The organism is Sediminicoccus sp. BL-A-41-H5 (assembly GCF_050632405.1).
In the GTDB taxonomy this organism is placed as follows: Bacteria; Pseudomonadota; Alphaproteobacteria; order Acetobacterales; family Acetobacteraceae; genus Roseococcus.
Genome location: NZ_CP192601.1, coordinates 1,564,013 through 1,582,339, shown reverse-complemented (window position 1 = coordinate 1,582,339; position 18,327 = coordinate 1,564,013). Strand labels below are relative to the sequence as shown.

The 18,327-nt window shown below is 70.1% G+C and carries 11 protein-coding genes and 3 pseudogenes; 8 read left to right on the top strand and 6 right to left on the bottom strand.

Going from position 1 to position 18,327, the window contains the following annotated elements:
• The first annotated feature begins 20 nt into the window (after positions 1-20).
• The 6 genes and pseudogenes from ACQ860_RS07920 to ACQ860_RS07895 form a co-directional block, all read left to right on the top strand.
• The gene (locus tag ACQ860_RS07920; RefSeq protein ID WP_431302843.1) at positions 21-1,403 is read left to right on the top strand and encodes a M20/M25/M40 family metallo-hydrolase; all 1,383 of its coding nucleotides are present in this window, start codon (positions 21-23) and stop codon (positions 1,401-1,403) included.
• 21 nt (positions 1,404-1,424) lie between these two features.
• On the top strand, positions 1,425-2,957 hold the full coding sequence (locus tag ACQ860_RS07915) for an AbgT family transporter (RefSeq protein WP_431302842.1): 1,533 nt from the start codon (positions 1,425-1,427) through the stop codon (positions 2,955-2,957).
• Positions 2,958-2,980: 23 nt separating this feature from the next.
• Positions 2,981-4,813: an SLC13 family permease gene (locus ACQ860_RS07910; RefSeq protein WP_431302841.1), complete on the top strand. Its 1,833-nt coding sequence runs from the start codon at positions 2,981-2,983 to the stop codon at positions 4,811-4,813.
• On the top strand, positions 4,810-6,636 hold the full coding sequence (locus tag ACQ860_RS07905) for an SLC13 family permease (RefSeq protein ID WP_431302840.1): 1,827 nt from the start codon (positions 4,810-4,812) through the stop codon (positions 6,634-6,636). Before ACQ860_RS07910 ends, ACQ860_RS07905 begins: the two co-directional genes overlap by 4 nt.
• 25 nt (positions 6,637-6,661) lie before the next feature.
• The gene (locus ACQ860_RS07900; RefSeq protein ID WP_431302839.1) at positions 6,662-8,473 is read left to right on the top strand and encodes an SLC13 family permease; all 1,812 of its coding nucleotides are present in this window, start codon (positions 6,662-6,664) and stop codon (positions 8,471-8,473) included.
• Between the two features lie 57 nt (positions 8,474-8,530).
• Positions 8,531-9,028, top strand: a pseudogene (locus tag ACQ860_RS07895) (IS481 family transposase); the annotation flags it as partial.
• A 4-nt stretch (positions 9,029-9,032) separates the two neighbouring features.
• Here the strand turns inward: ACQ860_RS07895 and ACQ860_RS07890 are convergent.
• Positions 9,033-9,991, bottom strand: a protein-coding gene (locus ACQ860_RS07890) for an IS630 family transposase (RefSeq protein ID WP_431302838.1) whose coding sequence is annotated in 2 segments (ribosomal slippage) — positions 9,033-9,640 and positions 9,640-9,991 — 960 coding nt in all. Because the reading frame shifts where the segments join, the coding sequence is not laid out codon by codon here.
• A 90-nt stretch (positions 9,992-10,081) separates the two neighbouring features.
• Between ACQ860_RS07890 and ACQ860_RS07885 the strand changes: the two are divergent.
• Positions 10,082-10,552: pseudogene (locus tag ACQ860_RS07885) on the top strand (integrase core domain-containing protein); the annotation flags it as partial.
• A 114-nt stretch (positions 10,553-10,666) separates the two neighbouring features.
• Here ACQ860_RS07885 and ACQ860_RS07880 read toward each other — a convergent pair.
• The 3 genes and pseudogenes from ACQ860_RS07880 to ACQ860_RS07870 form a co-directional block, all read right to left on the bottom strand.
• Positions 10,667-11,269: an IS5 family transposase gene (locus ACQ860_RS07880; protein ID WP_431302837.1), complete on the bottom strand. Its 603-nt coding sequence runs from the start codon at positions 11,267-11,269 to the stop codon at positions 10,667-10,669.
• Positions 11,248-11,418 (bottom strand): annotated as a pseudogene (locus tag ACQ860_RS07875) (transposase); the annotation flags it as partial. The gene ACQ860_RS07880 and the pseudogene ACQ860_RS07875, both read right to left, overlap by 22 nt.
• A gap of 75 nt (positions 11,419-11,493) precedes the next feature.
• Positions 11,494-12,042, bottom strand: a complete 549-nt coding sequence (locus ACQ860_RS07870; RefSeq protein WP_431302836.1) for a Yip1 family protein — start codon at positions 12,040-12,042, stop codon at positions 11,494-11,496.
• A gap of 139 nt (positions 12,043-12,181) precedes the next feature.
• On the opposite strand from ACQ860_RS07870, the gene ACQ860_RS07865 reads away from it, so the two are divergent.
• Positions 12,182-13,627, top strand: coding sequence for an amidase (locus ACQ860_RS07865; RefSeq protein WP_431302835.1), 1,446 nt, complete (start codon positions 12,182-12,184; stop codon positions 13,625-13,627).
• Positions 13,628-13,629: 2 nt separating this feature from the next.
• On the opposite strand, the gene ACQ860_RS07860 is transcribed toward ACQ860_RS07865, so the two are convergent.
• Together ACQ860_RS07860 and ACQ860_RS07855 are read right to left on the bottom strand one after the other, a co-directional pair.
• Entirely contained in the window at positions 13,630-14,589 is a 960-nt protein-coding gene (locus ACQ860_RS07860) for a Bug family tripartite tricarboxylate transporter substrate binding protein (RefSeq protein ID WP_431302834.1), read from the bottom strand.
• A gap of 90 nt (positions 14,590-14,679) precedes the next feature.
• Positions 14,680-18,324 (bottom strand): translocation/assembly module TamB domain-containing protein, encoded by a 3,645-nt coding sequence (locus ACQ860_RS07855; protein ID WP_431302833.1) that lies wholly within the window; start codon positions 18,322-18,324, stop codon positions 14,680-14,682.
• Positions 18,325-18,327 lie beyond the last annotated feature (3 nt).

Here is an 18,327-nt window from a genome sequence, read left to right as displayed (position 1 = left end):
AACTCGCCCCGGGAGGCCAGATGTCCGAGCTCAACGCCGTCCTCGCCCATATTGATGCCAACATGGATGCCGCGCTGGAGCGCCTCTTCGCCGTCATCCGCATCAAGTCCATCTCGACCGACCCGGCCTACAAGGCCGAGTGCCAGGCCAACGCCGAATGGCATGTGGCGGACCTCAAGGCGATCGGCTTCGACGCCGCCGTCCGCCCCACGCCCGGCCACCCCATGGTGGTGGCGCATGACCGCAGCACGCCGGGCAAGTCCGCGCTGTTCTACGGCCATTACGACGTGCAGCCGGTGGACCCGCTGGAGCTCTGGGACCGCGACCCCTTCGAGCCGACGATCCAGACGCTGCCCTGCGGCACCAAGGTCATCACCGGCCGCGGCTCGGCCGATGACAAGGGGCAGCTCATGACCTTCATCGAGGCCTGCCGGGCCTGGAAGGCCGTCACCGGCAAGCTGCCCATCCCCGTCTCCATCCTGCTGGAGGGCGAGGAGGAATCGGGTGGCGTGAATCTGCCGGGCTTCCTGCAGGCCAATGCGGATGAGCTGCGCGCCGATATCGGCCTGATCTGCGACACCAACATGTGGGATGCCGAGACGCCGGCCATCACCACCATGCTGCGCGGCCTCTGCGGCGAGGAGGTGATCATCCACGCCGCCGACCGCGACCTGCATTCAGGCTTCTACGGCTCGGCCGCGGCCAATCCGAACCGCGTGCTGGCCCGCATCCTGGCCGACCTGCATGACGAGAACGGCCGTGTGACGCTCAAGGGCTTCTATGACGGCGTGCCGGAGCTGGACCCCGCTCTGCGCGCGCAATGGGACACGCTGGGCTTCACCGCCGAGGCCTTCCTGGGCGCGGTCGGCCTCGGCATCCCCGCCGGCGAGAAGGGCTACAGCGCCCTGGAACAGACCTGGTCCCGCCCGACCGCCGAGATCAACGGCATGGGCGGCGGCTACCAGGGCGAGGGCTTCAAGACGGTGATCCCGGCCAAGGCCTCCGCGAAGGTCTCCTTCCGCCTCGTCTTCGACCAGGACCCGCACAAGGTGCGCGCCGCCTTCCGCCAGCATGTGATGGACCGCCTGCCCGCCGACTGCCGCGCCGAGTTCATCGAGCATGGCTCGGGCCAGGCGATCCGCTTCCCGACGGATGACCCGGCCTTCCTCAAGGCGCGCGAGGCGCTGAGCGACGAATGGCCGAAGCCCGCCGTCTTCATCGGCGGCGGCGGTTCCATCCCCGTCACCCACCAGCTCAAGCAGTCGCTCGGCATGGATGTGATCCTGGCCGGCTTCGGACTGGAGGATGACCGCATCCACAGCCCGAACGAGAAATACAATCTGGTGAGCTTCCAGAAGGGCATCCACTCCTGGGCGCGGATTCTCGACGCGCTCTCCCGCTAGCTCCAGGAAGGACCGAGGCCGATGAGCGACGCGACCGCCCCCAAGAGCCGCATGCAGAAGATGCTCGACACGGTCGAGCGGGTCGGCAACCAGGTGCCGCATCCGGTGATGATCTTCATCTACCTGATCGGCATCGTGATCGCGCTCTCCACGCTGCTCGCCCTCTTCGGCGCGGAGGTCAGCTATCAGGCCTACAACCCCGCGACGGGCAATATCGAGCCCGCGACGACCGCGGCGCGGAGCCTTCTTACCATCGAGGGCATCCGCTTCATGTATACCGGCGTGGTGGGCAACTTCATGGGCTTCACCGCCGTCGGCGTCATCATCATCGCGATGGTGGGCGTGGGTGTCGCGGAGGAGGCGGGCCTGGTGAAGGTGCTGATCCGCAAGCTCGTCATCATTTCGCCACGCTGGGCGCTGACCTGGATCCTCACCTTCGTGGGCATCCTCTCCTCGGTCGCCGCCGATGCGGGGTATCTGGTGCTGATCCCGCTGGCGGCGGCGGCCTTCCTCTCGGTCGGGCGGCATCCGCTGGCGGGCCTTGCCGTCGGTTTCGCCTCGGTGGCGGCGGCGTTTCTCGTGAACATCCTGATCGTGCCGGTGGATGGCATCCTGACCGAGATCACCAATGATGCGATCCGGCTGGTGAATCCGAGCCAGACGATCGACCTCGCCTCCAACCTCTGGTTTTCCATCGGATCGGTGGCCATGCTGACGGTGCTGATCGTGCTCATCACCGAGCGCGTGATCGAACCGCGCCTCGGCGCCTATACCGGCGACTACACGGTGCCCGGCGAGAACGTGCTGAGCGACGCTGAGTACCGCGGCCTGCGTTACGCCGGCATCGCGCTGCTGTGCGTGCTGGGCTTCATCGGCCTCTTGCTCCTGCCGCCGGGCGCGCCGCTGCGCAACCCGGTCACGGGCGCGATGATCGAGGGCTCGCCCTTCATGAACAGCCTGATCGTGACGATCGCGCTGATCTTCCTCGTCACCGGCGCCGCCTATGGCAAGGGGGCGGGGACGATGAAGGGCTCGGCCGAGATCATCGCGGCGATCCAGAAGGCGATCGGCGGGCTGTCGGGGCTGATCCTCCTGCTGTTGGTGATCAGCCAGTTCATCGCCTTCTTCAACTATACGAACATGGCCACGCTGGCCGCCGTCTCCGCCGCGAAATTCCTGGAATGGCTGAGCCTGCCCTCCATCGCGCTCATCATCGGCTTCGTCATAGCGGTGATGGGCATCGACCTCATCATCACGGCGGCCATCGCCAAATGGGCGATCTTCGCGCCGGTCTTCGTGCCGCTGCTGATGCAACTCGGCGTGGAGCCGGAGGTGGTGCTGGCCGCCTATCGCGTGGGCGACAGCCCACTGAACGCCATCACGCCGCTCAACGCCTATTTCGCGATGATCGTGACCTTCGCGATCAAGTACCAGAAGGATGCCGGCATCGGCACCGTGATCGCGCTGATGCTGCCCTATGTGATCTGGATCTCAGTGATATGGACCGCCTTCCTCGCGGGCTGGTACCTGCTCGGCATCCCCTGGGGTCTGTGATGCCGTGGGCCGCGTGACGCGCGATGAGCGACATCGCCATCACCTTCGCCATCATCGGCGGCATGGTCGTGCTGTTCGTCTCGAACCGCGTGCCTGTCGCCGTGGTGGCCTTGTGCGCGGCGCTGCTGCTCTACGCCACCGGCATTCTTGACCTGCCCGAGGCGCTGGCCGGGTTCGGCGACACCACCATCCTCTTCATCGCCTCGCTCTTCGTGGTGAGTGCCAGCCTCGATGCCTCGGGCGTCACCGCCTGGGTGGGGCAGGTGCTGGTGCGCCAGGCGGGCGCCAGCCGTGAGCGGTTGCTGCTGCTGACCATGCTTCTGGCCGCTCTGCTCACGGCGATGATCGGCTCCAGCGGTGCGGCGGCGGCCTTGCTGCCGGTGCTCGTGCTGGTGGCGGTGCGGCTGCGCCAGCCGCCGGCGCAGCTGATGATGCCGCTGGCCTTCGCCTCCTATTCCGGTTCCATGCTGGTGCTGACCGGCAGCCTGGTGAACGTGCTGATCTCGGATGCGGCGGTGGAGCAGGGGATGCCCGCCTTCGGCTTCTTCGAGATGAGCCTGGTCGGCGTCGCGCTTCTGCTGGGCCACATGACCATCGTGCTGCTCTTCGGCGCCAGGCTGCTGCCCAGCCGCATGAGCCGCAGCATGCCGGAGGATCTGAGCCGCCACTCGGGCAGGCTCTCCGAGCAATACGGGCTCTTCGAGGATCTTCACCAGCTGGAGGTGGCGGCGGGCTCACCCTTCATCGGCACGCCGCGCGCGGAACTCGAATTGCGGCTGGAGGGGCGGAACCACCCCGGCCTCGGCCTCATCGCCATCCGCGGGCCGGATCGCGAGGGCCTCGCGCGCCACCGGCCGATCGCCGCAGGAGATCTTCTCATCATGCGGGGCGAAGCCGAGGTGGTGCGCGCCTTTGCGCGTGACAGCGGTCTCGCCGCGCGCCGGGCGGGACGGCCGCAACTGAACCAGGCCTTGTTCAACCACGCCACCGGCTTCATGGAGGTGGTGCTGCCGCCGCGCTCGGGCCTGATCGGCGAGACGGTGTTCCCGGGCATGATCACGCCGGGCGGGGATCTCGTCATCCTCGGCATCCAGCGGCGCGGCGAGCGGCTGGGGCCGGGCGCCGTGGCGCTCGCGGCCGGCGACACGCTGCTGCTGCAGGGAGCCTGGGAGGCGCTGGAGGAGCAGGCCGGCGACCCCAATGTGCTGGTGGTGACGGCGCCCTCCACCCTGCGCGGGCAGGCCATCCCGCTGGGCGCCGGCTCGCGCCGGGCCATCGCCATCCTGCTGCTGATGGTGGGGCTCCTGGCCACCGGCGCGGTGCCGAGCGTGGTGGCCGCGCTGATCGCGGCCTGCGCCGCGATCCTGCTCGGCGTGCTCAAGACCGAGCGCGCCTATCGCGCGATCAACTGGAACATCCTGATCATGATCGCCTCGCTGATCCCGCTCTCGACGGCGATGTACAAGACGGGGGCCGCTTATCTGATCGCGGACACGCTCGTCGCGGTGGTCGGCGAGGCCAGCCCCTATGCGCTGCTGGCGGGGCTTTTCCTGCTCACCGCCTGTCTTTGCCAGCTCATCTCCAGCACGGCGACGGCCCTGATCGTCATCCCCGTCGCCATCGCGGCCGCGGGGGCCATGCAGGTTTCGCCGCGCACGGCGCTGGTGACGGTGGCGGTGGCCGCGGCCGCCTCCTTCCTCACCCCCATCGCCTCCTCCGCCAGCCTGATGGTGCAGGGGCCGGGCGGCTATCGCTTCGGCGACTACTGGCGGCTCGGCCTCCCGCTGCTGGGCTGGTCCTTCCTGGTGGCCGTCTTCCTCGTGCCCTTCCTCTGGCCTTTCGGACGCGCCGCATGAACACCGAGCTCGCCCTGGTCCTGCTGCTGCTGGCCGCCGCCATCGTCATGTTCGTGACCAACCGTCCCCGCATGGATGCGGTGGCGCTGCTGATGATCGTCCTGATGCCCTTCACCGGCGTCCTCACCATCAACGAGGCGCTGGCCGGCTTCAGCGACCCTTCCATCATCCTCATCGCCGGCCTCTTCGTGATCGGCGAGGGGCTGGTGCGGACCGGCGTCGCGCGCCGCCTGGGCGATTGGCTGAACGCGACCGCCGGCCAGAGCGAGACGCGCATGCTGGTGCTGCTGATGCTCTGCGTCTCGGGCCTCGGCGCCTTCATGAGTTCGACGGCGGTGGTTGCGATCTTCATCCCCGTGGTGCTGCGCATCTGTCAGAACACCGGCACGGTGCCCTCGCAGCTGATGATGCCGCTGAGCGTGGCCGCGCTGGTGAGCGGCATGCTGACGCTCGTCGCCACCACGCCGAACCTCGTCGTGAACGCGGAACTGGTGCGGCAGGGGGCGGAGGGCTTCGGCTTCTTCACCTTCACGCCCTTCGGCCTCGCCTTCCTCGTGCTGGCTGTCCTCTACATGCTGTTCGCGCGCCGATTGCTGCCCGCCCAGGCCGCGCCGGAGAGCGAGCAGCGCGCCCCCAACCTGCGCGACTGGGTGCGCGAATACGGGCTGGCGGGCCGCGCCTTCCAGCTCCGCATCCGCCCTGGCTCGCCGCTGGCGGGCCAACGGCTGGAGGATCTCAGCTCCAGCATTCCGGGCATCAACCTGCTGGCCATCGAGCAGCCCGCCCGCTTCACCACGGAGGTGATCCGGCCCACGCCGCGGACCGAGCTCGCGGTGGGGCAGGTGCTGCTGCTCGATGTGGTCGCGCCCGGGGTAGACATCGTGCAGGTCGCGACAGAATACGGGCTGGAGGCGCTGCCGCTTGGCGAATGCGGATACTTCACCGACCGTTCCCAGGAATTGGGCATGGTGGAGGCGCTGGTCGCCCCGGAATCCCCCCTGATCGGACAGACGGTCCTGCAGGCGCGCATGCGCAGCGAGACGGGGCTGACTGTGCTCGGCCTCCGGCGCGGGCGCAAGGTGCTGACCGAGGGGCTGCTGGAGGAACGGCTGAGGGGCGGCGACACACTGCTGCTGACCGGCTTCTGGTCGGACATCCGCAAGCTGCGCGGCGATTTCCACGACCTCGTCCTGCTGCGTCTGCCCGTGGAGGAGCGCGAGGTGCTGCCGGCTGCCAGCCGCGCGCCGCAATCCGTCGCGGTGCTGGCGCTGACGGTGGGCATGATGGTGAGCGGCATCGTGCCCAATGTGCACGCGGTGCTGATCGGCTGCCTGCTGATGGGGCTGCTGCGCTGCGTGGATTTCAACAGCGCCTATGCCTCGATCTCCTGGAAGAGCCTCGTTCTCATCGTCGGCATGCTGCCCTTCTCGCTCGCCTTGCAGCGCACGGGCGGGGTGGACCTCGCCGCCGGCGCGGTGACCGCCTTCGCGGGCGATGCCGCGCCGCATGTCGTCCTCGGGCTGCTCTTCGTCATCACGGCCGCCCTTGGCCTCTTCATCTCCAATACGGCGACGGCGGTGCTGATGGCGCCGGTCGCCATCGCGGTGGCCACGGAACTCGGCCTCTCCCCCTATCCCTTCGCCATGATCGTGGCGATTGCGGCCTCGGCGGCCTTCATGACGCCCATCTCCTCGCCGGTGAACACGCTGGTGGTGGGGCCGGGCGGCTATGGCTTCGGCGATTTCGTGAAGGTCGGCGTGCCGTTCACGCTGATCGTGATGGCGGCCTCTCTGGTTCTTGTGCCATGGCTGCTGCCGCTTTGACCCCCAGTTCAGGAATCCGCGCGCCATGAGCGATATCTGGATCATCGCCGCGATCATCTGCGTGGCCGTCGTGCTCTTCATCTGGAACCGCCTGCCGGTGGTCGTGGTGGCCATGGGCACGGGCCTTTCGCTTTGGGCGACGGGCGTGCTCACGCTGAACGAGGCGCTCTCGGGCTATGGCGACCCGGCGGTGATCTTCATCGCCTCGCTCTTCCTGATGAGCGCGGCGCTGGAGCGCACCGGCGTCACCGCCTGGGCGGGGCAGCAGCTCATCGCAAGCGCGGGGGAGGACAGCCGCGCGCGGCTGCTCGCGCTGAACGGGTTGCTGGTCGCGCTGCTGACGGCGCTGATCAGCCTGAACGGCGCGGTGGCGGCCCTGTTGCCGGTGGTGGTGGTGATGGCGGTGCGTCTCAAGCGCGCGCCCTCGCAACTGCTGATGCCGCTGGTCTTCTCGGCCCATGCGGGCTCGATGCTGGCGCTGACCGGCACGCCGGTGAACGTGCTGGCCTCCAACGCGGCCTTCGAGGCCGGCTTCGGCCGCTTCGGCTTCTTCGAGTTCACGCTGGTGGGCGTGCCGCTCCTGCTCGGCACGCTCGCCATCATCATCCTCTTCGGCCAGTTCCTGCTGCCCACGCGCGGCGGCCCCTCCATGCCGGCCGATTTCTCCGCCCATGCGCGCACGCTGGTGGAGCAGTACGGGCTGGCGGACGGCGTGTTCCGCCTGCGCGTCCGCGAGAGCTCGCCCTATGTGGGCGCGGCCACGCCGCTCGATTTCAGCGCCTATCCGGGGCTTCAGGTCATCGCCGTGCAGGAGGGGGACACCGCGGCGCCGCTCAAGCGGGGGTACATCGCCATGGGCGACCACATCCTGGTCCGCGGCGATGCCGAGGGGGCCGCGCGCCTGGCCGCCGACCAGCATCTGGCCTTCCGCCCCGAGGCGGGCGATGCCGAGGCGGAGGAGGCGCTGTTCAACCGCCGCTCCGGCCTCGCCGAAGTGATGATCCCGCCGCGCTCGGCCATGATCGGGCGCGAGGTATTCCCGGGGATGACGACCGATAGCGGGGACCTCATCATCATCGCGGTCCAGCGTGGCGGCGCCGATGTCGGGCCTGGCGCCACGGTGCTCGAGGCGGGTGACACCATGCTGCTGCAGGGCACCTGGAAGGCGTTGGATATCCGGCTGAACGACCCGGAGGTGCTGGTGGTGAACTCGCCCGATGTGGTGCGCCGCCAGGCCGTGCCGCTTGGGCAGGGGGCGAAGCAGGCGCTGATCATCCTGGGCGCCATGGTCTTCCTGTTGGCGACCGGACTGGTCCCCGCGGCCGTGGCCGGGGTGCTGGCCGGCTTCGCCCTGATCCTTGCGGGCGTGCTGACGGTGGATCAATCCTACCGCGCGGTGGACTGGACGACGGTGATCCTGGTCGGCGCCCTGATGCCGCTCTCGGCCGCGATGGAGCAGAGCGGGGCAGCCGCGCTGCTGGCGGAGGGCCTGGTGGCGCTGGTGGGCGATGCCGGGCCTTATGCCTTGCTGGCGGGGCTCTTTGTCCTGACGGCCATCCTGGGCCAGCTCATTTCCAACACGGCGACGGCGCTGATCGTCATCCCGATCGGCGTCGCGGCGGCGATGGGGATGGGGGTCTCGCCGCTGCCGGTGCTCATGAGCATCGCGGTCGCGGCCGCAGCCTCCTTCCTGACGCCGATCGCCACGCCCACCAACCTGATGGTGATGGGCCCGGGCGGCTATGCCTTCGGCGACTACTGGAAGCTCGGCCTGCCGCTCATGATCTGGTTCTTCGTCGTCGCGGTCTTCCTGATCCCGCTGATCTGGCGGTTCTAGGTGTTTGATCCCGGGTTTTGATGGTGCAGTCTTCTCCAAGGAATGGAAGGATGCGCTATGGGTCAAATTCTCCATGGGTGCGCCACAACGACAGAGGCGGTCCGTCGCGCGATCCAGCATAGTCAAGCGAGCCTGAGAGAACTCGCCAGGCGTTACGGCGTGAACCCCAAGACCATCGCCAAGTGGCGCAAGCGCACCTCGGTCACCGATCTGCCCACCGGGCCGCGAGACGCCCGCTCCTCCACGCTGTCACCCGAGCAGGAGGCCATCGTCGTCGCCTTCCGCCGTCACACCCTGCTGCCGCTGGACGACTGCCTCTACGCCCTGCAGGCCACTATCCCGCAGCTCACCCGCTCCGCCCTGCACCGCTGCCTGCAGCGTCACGGCATCTCGCGCCTGCCCGAGGTCGAGGGCGACAAGAAGTCCAAGGCCAAGTTCAAGACTTACGCCATCGGCTTCTTCCACATCGACATCGCCGAGGTGCAGACCGAAGAAGGCAAGCTCTATCTGTTTGTGGCCATCGACCGCACCAGCAAGTTCGCCTTCGTCCAACTAGAGCTTAATCCCATCCATCTGGATCATACCCTGCTGCGGCGAACATGCGCTGACACTCGCGCGGGGTGACGCGGTCGAGAATGCGCCCGATGGCGTTCCACAGGGTGTCGATGGTCCGCGCAGCCTCGCGGCGCAGCAGCGCCTTCAGCTTGGCGAACAGGTTCTCGATTGGATTGAAGTCCGGGCTGTAGGGCGGCAGGTAGAGCAGATGCGCACCCTTGGCCTCGATGAGGGCCCGCACGGCCGGGCCTTTGTGGCTGCTGAGGTTGTCCATCACCACGATGTCGCCGGCCCGCAGTTCCGGCACGAGCGCTTGCTCCACCCAGGCTTCGAAGATGAGCCGGTTGACTGGGCTGTCGATCACGAAGGGCGCGACCACGCCGCTGCTGCGCATCCCGGCGATCAGCGTGGTGGTTTTCCAATGGCCGTGGGGGATTGCCATGCGCAGGCGCTCGCCACGCGGGCAGCGGCCATGGCGTCGGGCCATGTTGGTGCTGGCCCAGCTCTCGTCGACGAAGATCAGGCGCTCAGGATCGAGGTCGAGCTGCGCCTCGAACCAGGCTTCGCGCCGGCTCAGGACGTCGGGGCGTTGCTGCTCGGCTGCGTGCGCGGTCTTTTTTTGCGCGTGTAGCCGCGACGGTCGAAGAAGCGCCAAAGCGTGCCGTAGCCGAAGCGCAGGCCCCGTTCGGCAAGGGCTACGCGCAGTTCCAGCAGCGTCATGTCGCGCTGCGCGTGAAACACTTCGAGGATCGTCTCAGCCTCGGCCTCCACAACATGGCTGCGCCGATCACCACCAAGCGGACCGTGCATCGGCACCGCACCCTCGGCGGCAAGGGTACGCCAGCGGCTGACGCTGGCTGCGCTGACCTTGAACCGCTCGGCCGCCTGGCGGTGCGTGAGGCCTTCTTCCAACACCGCAGCCAGCGTGCGCTGCCGTAGATCCAGTGAGAGCGCCTTCGACATCCAGCCCGGCCTCCACGCTCCGGAAGACAGCGTGAATCAGAAAACAGCCGTTCCGGGAATCCCCACGATTCAGTCAGACCGGATGACGCTCTAGTCGAGAGCGCCACGCGCGTCACGGCATCCGCCTTCCTAGAGGCCCTCATCGCCGCCGTGCCCTACCGCATCCATACGGTACTCACCGACAACGGAATCCAATTCCGCTTTGCCCCGCGCTACGCCGACGGCCCGACGGCGCGCTACATGACCCACATGTTCGCCATGCGGTGCCAGGAAAACGGCATCGAGCACCGCTTCACCAAGATCAATCATCCTTGGACGAATGGTCAGGTCGAGCGGATGAACCGCACCATCAAGGACGCCACAGTCAAGCGCTTCCACTACGACAACCACGAGCAGTTGCGACGACACCTCGACGACTTCGTCGCCGCCTACAACTTCGCCCGCCGCCTTAAGCGCCTCCGCGGCCTCACACCCTACGAGTTCATCTGCAGGACGTGGGCAGAAACGCCCGAACGATTCAACAAAAATCCGCACCACCAAATGCCGGGACTAAACAACTAGACCGTGCTGCGTTCACATGCGTTCACTTCGCGCGGTCTAGCCTCTTGCTGAGAGGATGATTCAGCGTTTCGGCGATTCCGCCTCAACGCATCATGCTCTAGGCTCGAGACTCATTCAGCACCAGCAGATGATTGCGGCTGCGATGGCGACGGCCGAGGCGAAGTTGTTGGCGAGCTTGTTGTATCTGGTGTGGATGCGGCGCCAGTCCTTCAGCCGGCTAAAGGTTCGCTCGATGGCGTTTCGCGCTCGGTAGGCAGTCTTGTCGAAGGGATGGAACCGCCTGCGGGTGGGGTTGTTCGGGATGACCGGCAGGGTGCCCCGCTCGGCGAGAAACGCACGCAGGCCGTTGCTGTCATAGGCCGCGTCGGCCAGGAGCTTGGCTGACGGGGGCAGGCGGGCGAGTAGGTCGTGAGCGGGGCGCATGTCGCCCATCTGGCCGGGCGTCACGACGAAGGTGAGAACGCGGCCCGTGCCATCGGTTACGAGGTGGATCTTGGTCCCGCGACCGCCGCGGGAGCGGCCAATGGCCTGGAACTCGGCCCCCCTTTTCCGCCCGCCGCCGCGCGCTGTGCCTTGGCTGTCGTGCTGTCGATCAACTGCAGACCACCTGGCGTCGCCTGTACCAGCGCGGTCAACATCTGCGTCCAGATGCCGCGCTGCGACCAGCGGTGATAGCGATTGTAGATCGTGGTGGGCGGGCCATAGATCCGAGGGCAATCCTGCCAGCGGCCGCCATGCTTGAGCATGTGCACGATCCCGCTGAGCACACGCCGGTCGTCCACCCGACGTGCCCCGGGCTGGTTCTGCGGCAGGAGCGGCGCGATCGCTTCCCACTGCCGATCCGTCAGCCAAAACCCATGCGCCATCCGCGTCGCCCCCCTGAACGAAGGCAGCGAATCACATCGCAACGTGTCGAAGCCAGACCTGATTGGGTTTGGAGCCTAAAACAGCACGCCCACGATGATGCCGATGGCGATGTTCACCAGCACCGCCACCAGGACGACGGAGAGCGCGAAGCCCATCACGCGCTCCTTCGGGATGCGCATGACGATGGGCGTGCCGACATAGAAGAGGAACAGGCTGTAGAGCCCGCCGGCCAGCGCGGGAATCCAGCCGATCCAGGGGATGATCATGAAGGCGCCGCCCACCCAGGAGGCCGTGGGCGCGAAGGCGGCGAGCTTCATGGCGGCCACGGGGTCCGCCGGCCCGCCGAAGCGGGGCGTCAGCATGGCCACGATCTTCGCCAGCACGAAGACGCCGACGAGCGAGAGCCCCCAGCCCACCAGCGTGCTGCCGATCAGTCCGCCGAGCCCGAGGACGCCAAACCCCATCAGGGCCGAGCCCACCAGCCCGCCCACCGCCTGCAGGGCGGAGAGCGGCACGACGTAGGACTTGAAAAGATCGCCCGTCTCGGCGGGTTCGGCGGCGATGACCTGCCATTCGGCCAACGGGTTCGTCATCAGGCCCTTGGCGCGCGCAACGAGATCCATGCGTTCCATCCTTTCGCAGCGCGCCCTGGCCGGGCGCATGGAAATACTGCGCGCGCGCGATGCGCCGGGGCAAGCGTCACCTTCCGGGCCTCCGGGCGATGGGCCATGCTGCGCCTCAAGAACGAGGAGGGCGTGGCCCATGGAACTGCATCAGCTCAGCGCGCGCGAAGCGGTGGCGAGGCTCAACCGGCGCGAGGTCTCGCCCATCGAACTGGTCGAGGCGGCGGCGGCGCGCATCGCCGCGGTGGAGCCCGCGGTGAACGCCCTGCCGACCCTTTGCCTGGACCGCGCCCGGGATCATGCGAAGCGGCTGATGCGGGGCGAGGGGCGAGAGATGGAGGGCGCGCCCGGCTGGCTCGGCGGGCTGCCCGTCTCGATCAAGGACCTGACCGATGTCGCGGGGGTGCGCACCACCTATGGCTCGCCCATCTTCAAGGACCACGTGCCCGCACGCTCCCACCCGGTGGTGCAACGGATCGAGGCGCGGGGCGGCATCGTCATCGGCAAGTCGAACACGCCGGAATTCGGCGCGGGCGGCTCCACCTTCAACGAGGTGTTCGGCCGCACGCGCAATCCGTGGAACACCTCCCTCACCTGTGGCGGCAGCACGGGCGGCGGCGCCGTCTCGCTCGCGACCGGCGAGGTCTGGCTCGCTCAGGGAACGGATCACGGCGGCAGCCTGCGGCGGCCTGGCACCTATTGCAGCGTGGTGGGGCTGCGGCCTTCGCCCGGGCGCGTGACGCGGGGCACGGTGAACAACCTCTTCGCGCCGCTTTCTGTGCAGGGGCCGATGGCGCGCAACATCCCCGATCTCGCGCTCTTCCTCGACACCATGGCCGGCTGGTGCCCGGAGGACCCGCTGACCTATGACGCCCCGGCCGTGAGTTACAGCCAGGCGGTGGCCGAGGCGCGGCCGCCCCGGCGCGTCGCCTTCACCATGGACTACAACGGCGTGCTGCCGGTGGACCGCGAAACGCGCGCCATCTGCACGGCGGCGCTGAAGCATTTCGAGGCCATGGGCTGCATCGTCGAGGAATATGCGCCCGACCTCGCCGAACTGACCGACGCCTTCCTCGCGCTGCGCAGCCAGAATTTCGTGGTGGATCGCGAGTTGCAGATGCAGACGCATCGGGACCTGCTGAAGCCCGACATCATCTGGAACACGGAGCTCGGCCTGAACGCGACGCCGAGCCGCATCGCCTGGGCGGATCGCGAGCGCGCGGCCTTCTATCGCCGCATGGTGGAGCTGTTCCGCCGCTACGACATCTTCGTCACGCCCAGCGCCGGCACGCCCGCCTTCGACGTGATGCTGCGCAACCCGACCAGCATCGCCGGCCGCAAGCTGGAGAACTACATGGCGGGCTCGATGTTCAATGCGGCGATGACGCTGGCAGGTTCGCCGGCCGTCGCCGTGCCCTGCGGCTTCGACCAGTATGGAAGGCCGGTCGGCCTGCAGATCGCCGCGCCCTCGCGCCGGGACGAGGTGGCGTTGCAGGCGGCGGCGCTGTTCGAACAGGCGACGGGGCTGGACCGGAAACTGCCGATTGACCCGCGCCCCGGCGTGGTGCCGCCTGACGAGGCCTGAGGCTACTCCACGGTGGCGCCCGAGATCCGCACCAGCTCCGTCACGCGCGGCAGTTCCGCCGCCTGGAAGGCCGCGAATTCCTCGGGCGTGCTGCCCACCACCTCATAGCCCAGCTGCTCCATGCGCGCCTTCACGGTGGGTGTGGCGAGGCCCGCCGCGATCTCGCGCGAGAGGCGCAGCACCACCGGCGCGGGCGTGCCGGCGGGGGCGAAGACGCCGAGCCAGGAGTTGAAGGCATAGCCTGGCAGCGCCTCGGCGACCGCCGGGATCTCGGGCAGCTGCGGCGAGCGCGCCTGGCGCGTGATGCCCAGCGCCCGCACCTGGCCGGCGCGCACCTGCTCGATGGCTTCCACGACGGGCGTGAACATCACATCGAGCCGGCCGGAGACGAGGTCCGCCATGGCGGGCGCGCCGCCGCGATAGGCCACCTGGGTGAAGCGGATGCCCGCCTGGTGCTCGAACAGCGCGGCAGCGAAATGCTGCGAGGAGCCCGCGCCGGCGATGCCGCAATTCAGGCTGCCCGGCGCGGCCTTCGCACGGGCGATCAGCTCGGCCGTGCTCTGCACCGGCAGGTTCGCGCGCACCACCAGCAGGCAGGCGCTGAGCGCCACCAGCGAGACGGGCGCGAAGTCCCGCACCACATGGAAGGAGAGGTTGCGATAGAGCGCCTGGTTCGTGGCATGCGTGCCCATCGAGCCCATGACGAGCGTGTAGCCATCGGCCGCGCTGCGGGCCACGTGCTCATTGGCGAGGTTGCCCGCCGCCCCCGTGCGATTCTCCACCAGCACGGATTGGCCGAGGCCGGCCGTGATGGCCTGCGCCACCACGCGCGCCGTGGTGTCCGTGCTGCCGCCCGGCGCGAAGCCGACGAGGAGGCGGATCGGCCGGTCCGGCGACCAGGCCGGCTGCGCGCGCGCGGCGAAGGGCAAGGTGAGCATCAGGCCAAGGCTGCGGCGCTGCATGGGGCGTTCCTCCGAGGGCGCGTCCTTCTGTGTGGCGCGCTTCTGTGACGGGGGCAGCATGACCCAGCGGATGCGCCGGGTCCATCAGCCTCAGTATTCCCGCTCCCAGGTGAGGCCGAGGCGGTCGCCAGCCGGGCCGGTGCTCGTCTCACCCTCGAGGCGCAGGCGCGGCGTCAGTTCCACCTGCACGCCGACCCCCGGCGTGCCGCCCGCCGTGCCCTGGCGGATGCCGAGATAGACGCCGGGCGCCACATAGCCGCCCGCCTCCAGCGCCGCCCGCCCGGCGCTGTCGGAACCGACGCCGAGCCGATCCAGCCCCAGGCCGCGCCGCAGCCGGTCCACCGCGTTCAGCCCCGGTGTGGGCAGGCCGGCGAGCTGGGCCGCGGCCTGGGTGATGGTGACGATCTCGAAGGGCGAGAGGCGCCCCGTCTCGCGGTCGAAGAGCAGGCGGGCCAACGCTTCGTCCTGCGGGAGTTCGGGCTCGGCCGTCACCTGGATCTGCGGCGTCGCCGGGCTGCCGGTGATGGTGAGGTTGATGGTGTGGGTGCGGCTGCGCGCGGTGGCCAGGAAATCCAGGCTCGGCGAAAAACTCGCGGAATCGAAGCCGATCACGCCGCGGGTGAAGTCGAGCCGCCGCCCCGCGAGATCAAAGCTGCCGCGTCGCAGGCGGAAGCCACCGGAGGGGATGGGGGCGGCCACCGTGCCGTGCAGCGTGAGCTCGCCGCCCAGCTCCGCGTCCAGCCCCCGCCCGCGGATGAAGAGGGCGCGCGGGGCGGCGATGGTGACGTCCAGCGCCATGGGCAGGTTGGGCTTGGTCACCGGCGGCGGGGGCGGTGCCGGGGCCGGGCGGCCCGGCGGCATGGGGCCGATCTGCCGGACGGGGGCCAGGCTGGGCACGCTGGCGGGAAGGCTTTCGGGGATGCGGAGCTCGGCCCGGCGCAGCGTGACCCGCCCGGCGAGGCTGCCGCCCGAGAGCAGCGGGCCGTTCAGTTGCAGGTCGGCATCCACCACCGCATCGCCGAGCGATCCGCCGATGGGCCGTGCGGCCTCGGCACGGAGGCGGAATTCGGCGGGCAGGCCCTCGCCCAGCGGCTCGATCCAGCCCTGGGCCGAGAGGGTGCCGCCGCCGCCGGTGCGGCCGCTCAGGCTTTCCACCTGGATGCGCTGGCCCTGGGCGGTCAGGCGCGCCGCGATGGTCTCCACGCGGGTGCCGTAAAGGGGGTTGGCGTAGCTGCCCTCGCTCAGCGTGGCGCCGCCGGCCAGCACCGGCGCTTCGGGCGTGCCGCTGGCGCGCAGGTCGAGCGCGAGGCGGCCCGCCACGCGATCCGGCCCGCCGGCCAGGAAAGGCCGCGCGAGGGCGCCGAGGTCGAGCCGGCCGCGCAGCGCGGCCTCGAAGGGCTGGGCGGGGCCGATCCCGCGCGGCTGCTGCGCCGTGAGGTCGAGCTGGACGGCCGGGCCGGCGGTCACCCGCGCCTCGGCCCTGAGCGCCTCGCCCTGGAGGCGTGCGGTGGCGGTGAGCTGTCCGGGCGGAAGCTGTGGCGCCTGCGGCGAGCGCAAGGCCTCGGCGCGCAGCGTGGCTTCCACCTGCGGCGCGGCCAGACTGCCGGAGGCGCTTGCCTGGGCACTGGCCGTGCCGGTGACGAGGCCGTTGCTGTAGGGGGCGAGCGGCAGCGCCGACAGCTCCGCCCGGCCCTGGATCTGCCCGCCCTCGAGCCGGCCTTGCAGGCTGAGCGCGCCGCCGCGCCGGCTGGCCAGGCGGGCCGCTTCGAGGGTCACATCGCCCGCCTGGGTCACGGTGAGGCGCGTGGGGGCGGCCAGCGTCAGCGCATCCTGGCCCGTCCGCGCCTCCAGCCGGTTCAGCGCGATCCGCGCCGTCTCGCCCGCGAGCGCCAGCTCCCCCGCGAGATTCAGCCCACCCTGCGGCGCGGTGACGCCGAGGCGGAAGCCCAGCGCGTCGAGGCTACCCTCGGCCTCGGCCTGGATGTTCGCGCGGAAGGCGTGGGTGCCGAGGCCCGCGCCCTCCAGCCGGAAGCGGATGCCCTGCGCGGCCCAGCCATCCGCGCCGGGCTCCGCGGTGGCGCTGAGCTCGGCGGCGAGGCGGCCCGTCACGCCCAGCTCCAGCGCCGCGAGGTCGGGCGCGTCCAGCCGGATCTCGCCGGTGAAGGGGCCTGCCGGGAGGTTGCCCTCGGCGCGGCCCGTCAGCCTGGCTTCGGCGAAGCGCGCCTCCAGCCGCTCCAGGCGCAGCGCCTCGCCCGCGCGCCGGGCTTCGAGCTCCAGGCTGAGCGGGCGGTCCTGGAAGCGGGCCTCCGCGGTCACGCGCGCCGCGGTGAGGGAGGCTTCGACGGCGAGGCGGACCGCCTCCAGCGCCCGGCCCTCGGCCTCCAGCCGGTCGGCGTTGAGTCGCGCCTGGATGTGCGGCGCCTCGGACGTGCCGGTCACGCGCCCCTCGGCCTGGATGGCGCCGCCCAGGCCCGGCGGGTCCCGGGCGGTGAGGGCGAAGGTGACGTCGAGCGGCGCCCGGATCGGGCCCGCCACCCGCGCCTCCAGCCTTTCGCCGGTGAGGTGGGCGTCCACCCGCGCCGGGGTGATGGCGGCCTGGAGGCGGAGGGCGTCGCCCAGCCAGGCCTCGGCCCGGCCCAGCCCCTGCGGGCCCTCGGCGTGCAGCGTCACATCGAGCGCGGGCGCGGCGAGGCTGCCGGTGACGCGGCCCTCGGCGGTGAGCGCCCGCCAGCCCAGGCCCTCCGGCAGCCAGGCGGCGAAGGCGGCGGGGGGCGCGGCCGTCAGCCGGAAGCTGGCCGCGAGGCGCTCATCCGCGCCGAGCCCGGCTTCGGCGCTGACCTCGCCGGCGGGCGCGGTCACACTCAGGCGCGGCAGGGCCAGCGCCCCATCGGGCGCGCGGGTGAGGGCGGCGTCGAGCCGCAGCGTGGCGGCGAGCGGCGCGAATTCGGTGGGCAGCAGGCCGGCCGGCGTCGCGGTGCCGGCGAGGCTCAGCGCGATCTCGCCCGCGGGCGAGAGGCTGGCCTGGCCGGTGAAGCGCGCCTCCGCCTCTCCCAGCGTGGCATCGAGGCTCCAGGCGGCTCCGCTGGCCGGGCCATCCAGCGTCAGGTCGAGCCGGAAGGGCGCGGCGGGCAGGCCGGCGAGGCTTGGCACCAGCCCGCCCGGCGGCTCGCTGGCCGCGATCCGGGCGCTGAGGCGCTCGCCATCCAGCCCCAGGTCCAGCGTCACCCGGCCGGGCGCATCCAGCCGCTCCAGCGAGAGATCGGCGGAGAGACGGGCCGCCTCCAGCGCCAGATCGCCGCGCAGCGAGAGGGCGGCGGCCTGGCCCAGCACGGGCGCGCCCAGTTCGAGACGCGCCAGATCCAGCCGCTCGATGCGGATGGGCAGCGGCAGATGCGGCATCCGGGGGACGGCCAGCGGCGCCGGTTCCGCGGATTCGGAGGGCGGCAGGCGATGCAGCGCGATGCGCCGGGCCGCCACCGCCTCCAGCCGGAGGCGCCAGGAGAGAAGGTCACGCCAGGCGAGGCGCAGCTCGGCGCCCTCCACCTCCAGCCAGGTGCCGTCCGCGTCGGACATGCTCAGGCGCTCGACGGCGAGGCGCGCGGGCAATGGGCCGCTGATCCCCTCGGTGCGGAGGCCGGGCACGAAGCCGGCCACGGCTGAAAGCCCCCAGGGGGTCAGCAGCGCGCCCAGCGCCAGCACCGGCAGCAGGACGAGGGTCAGGACAAGGCGCAGCACCCA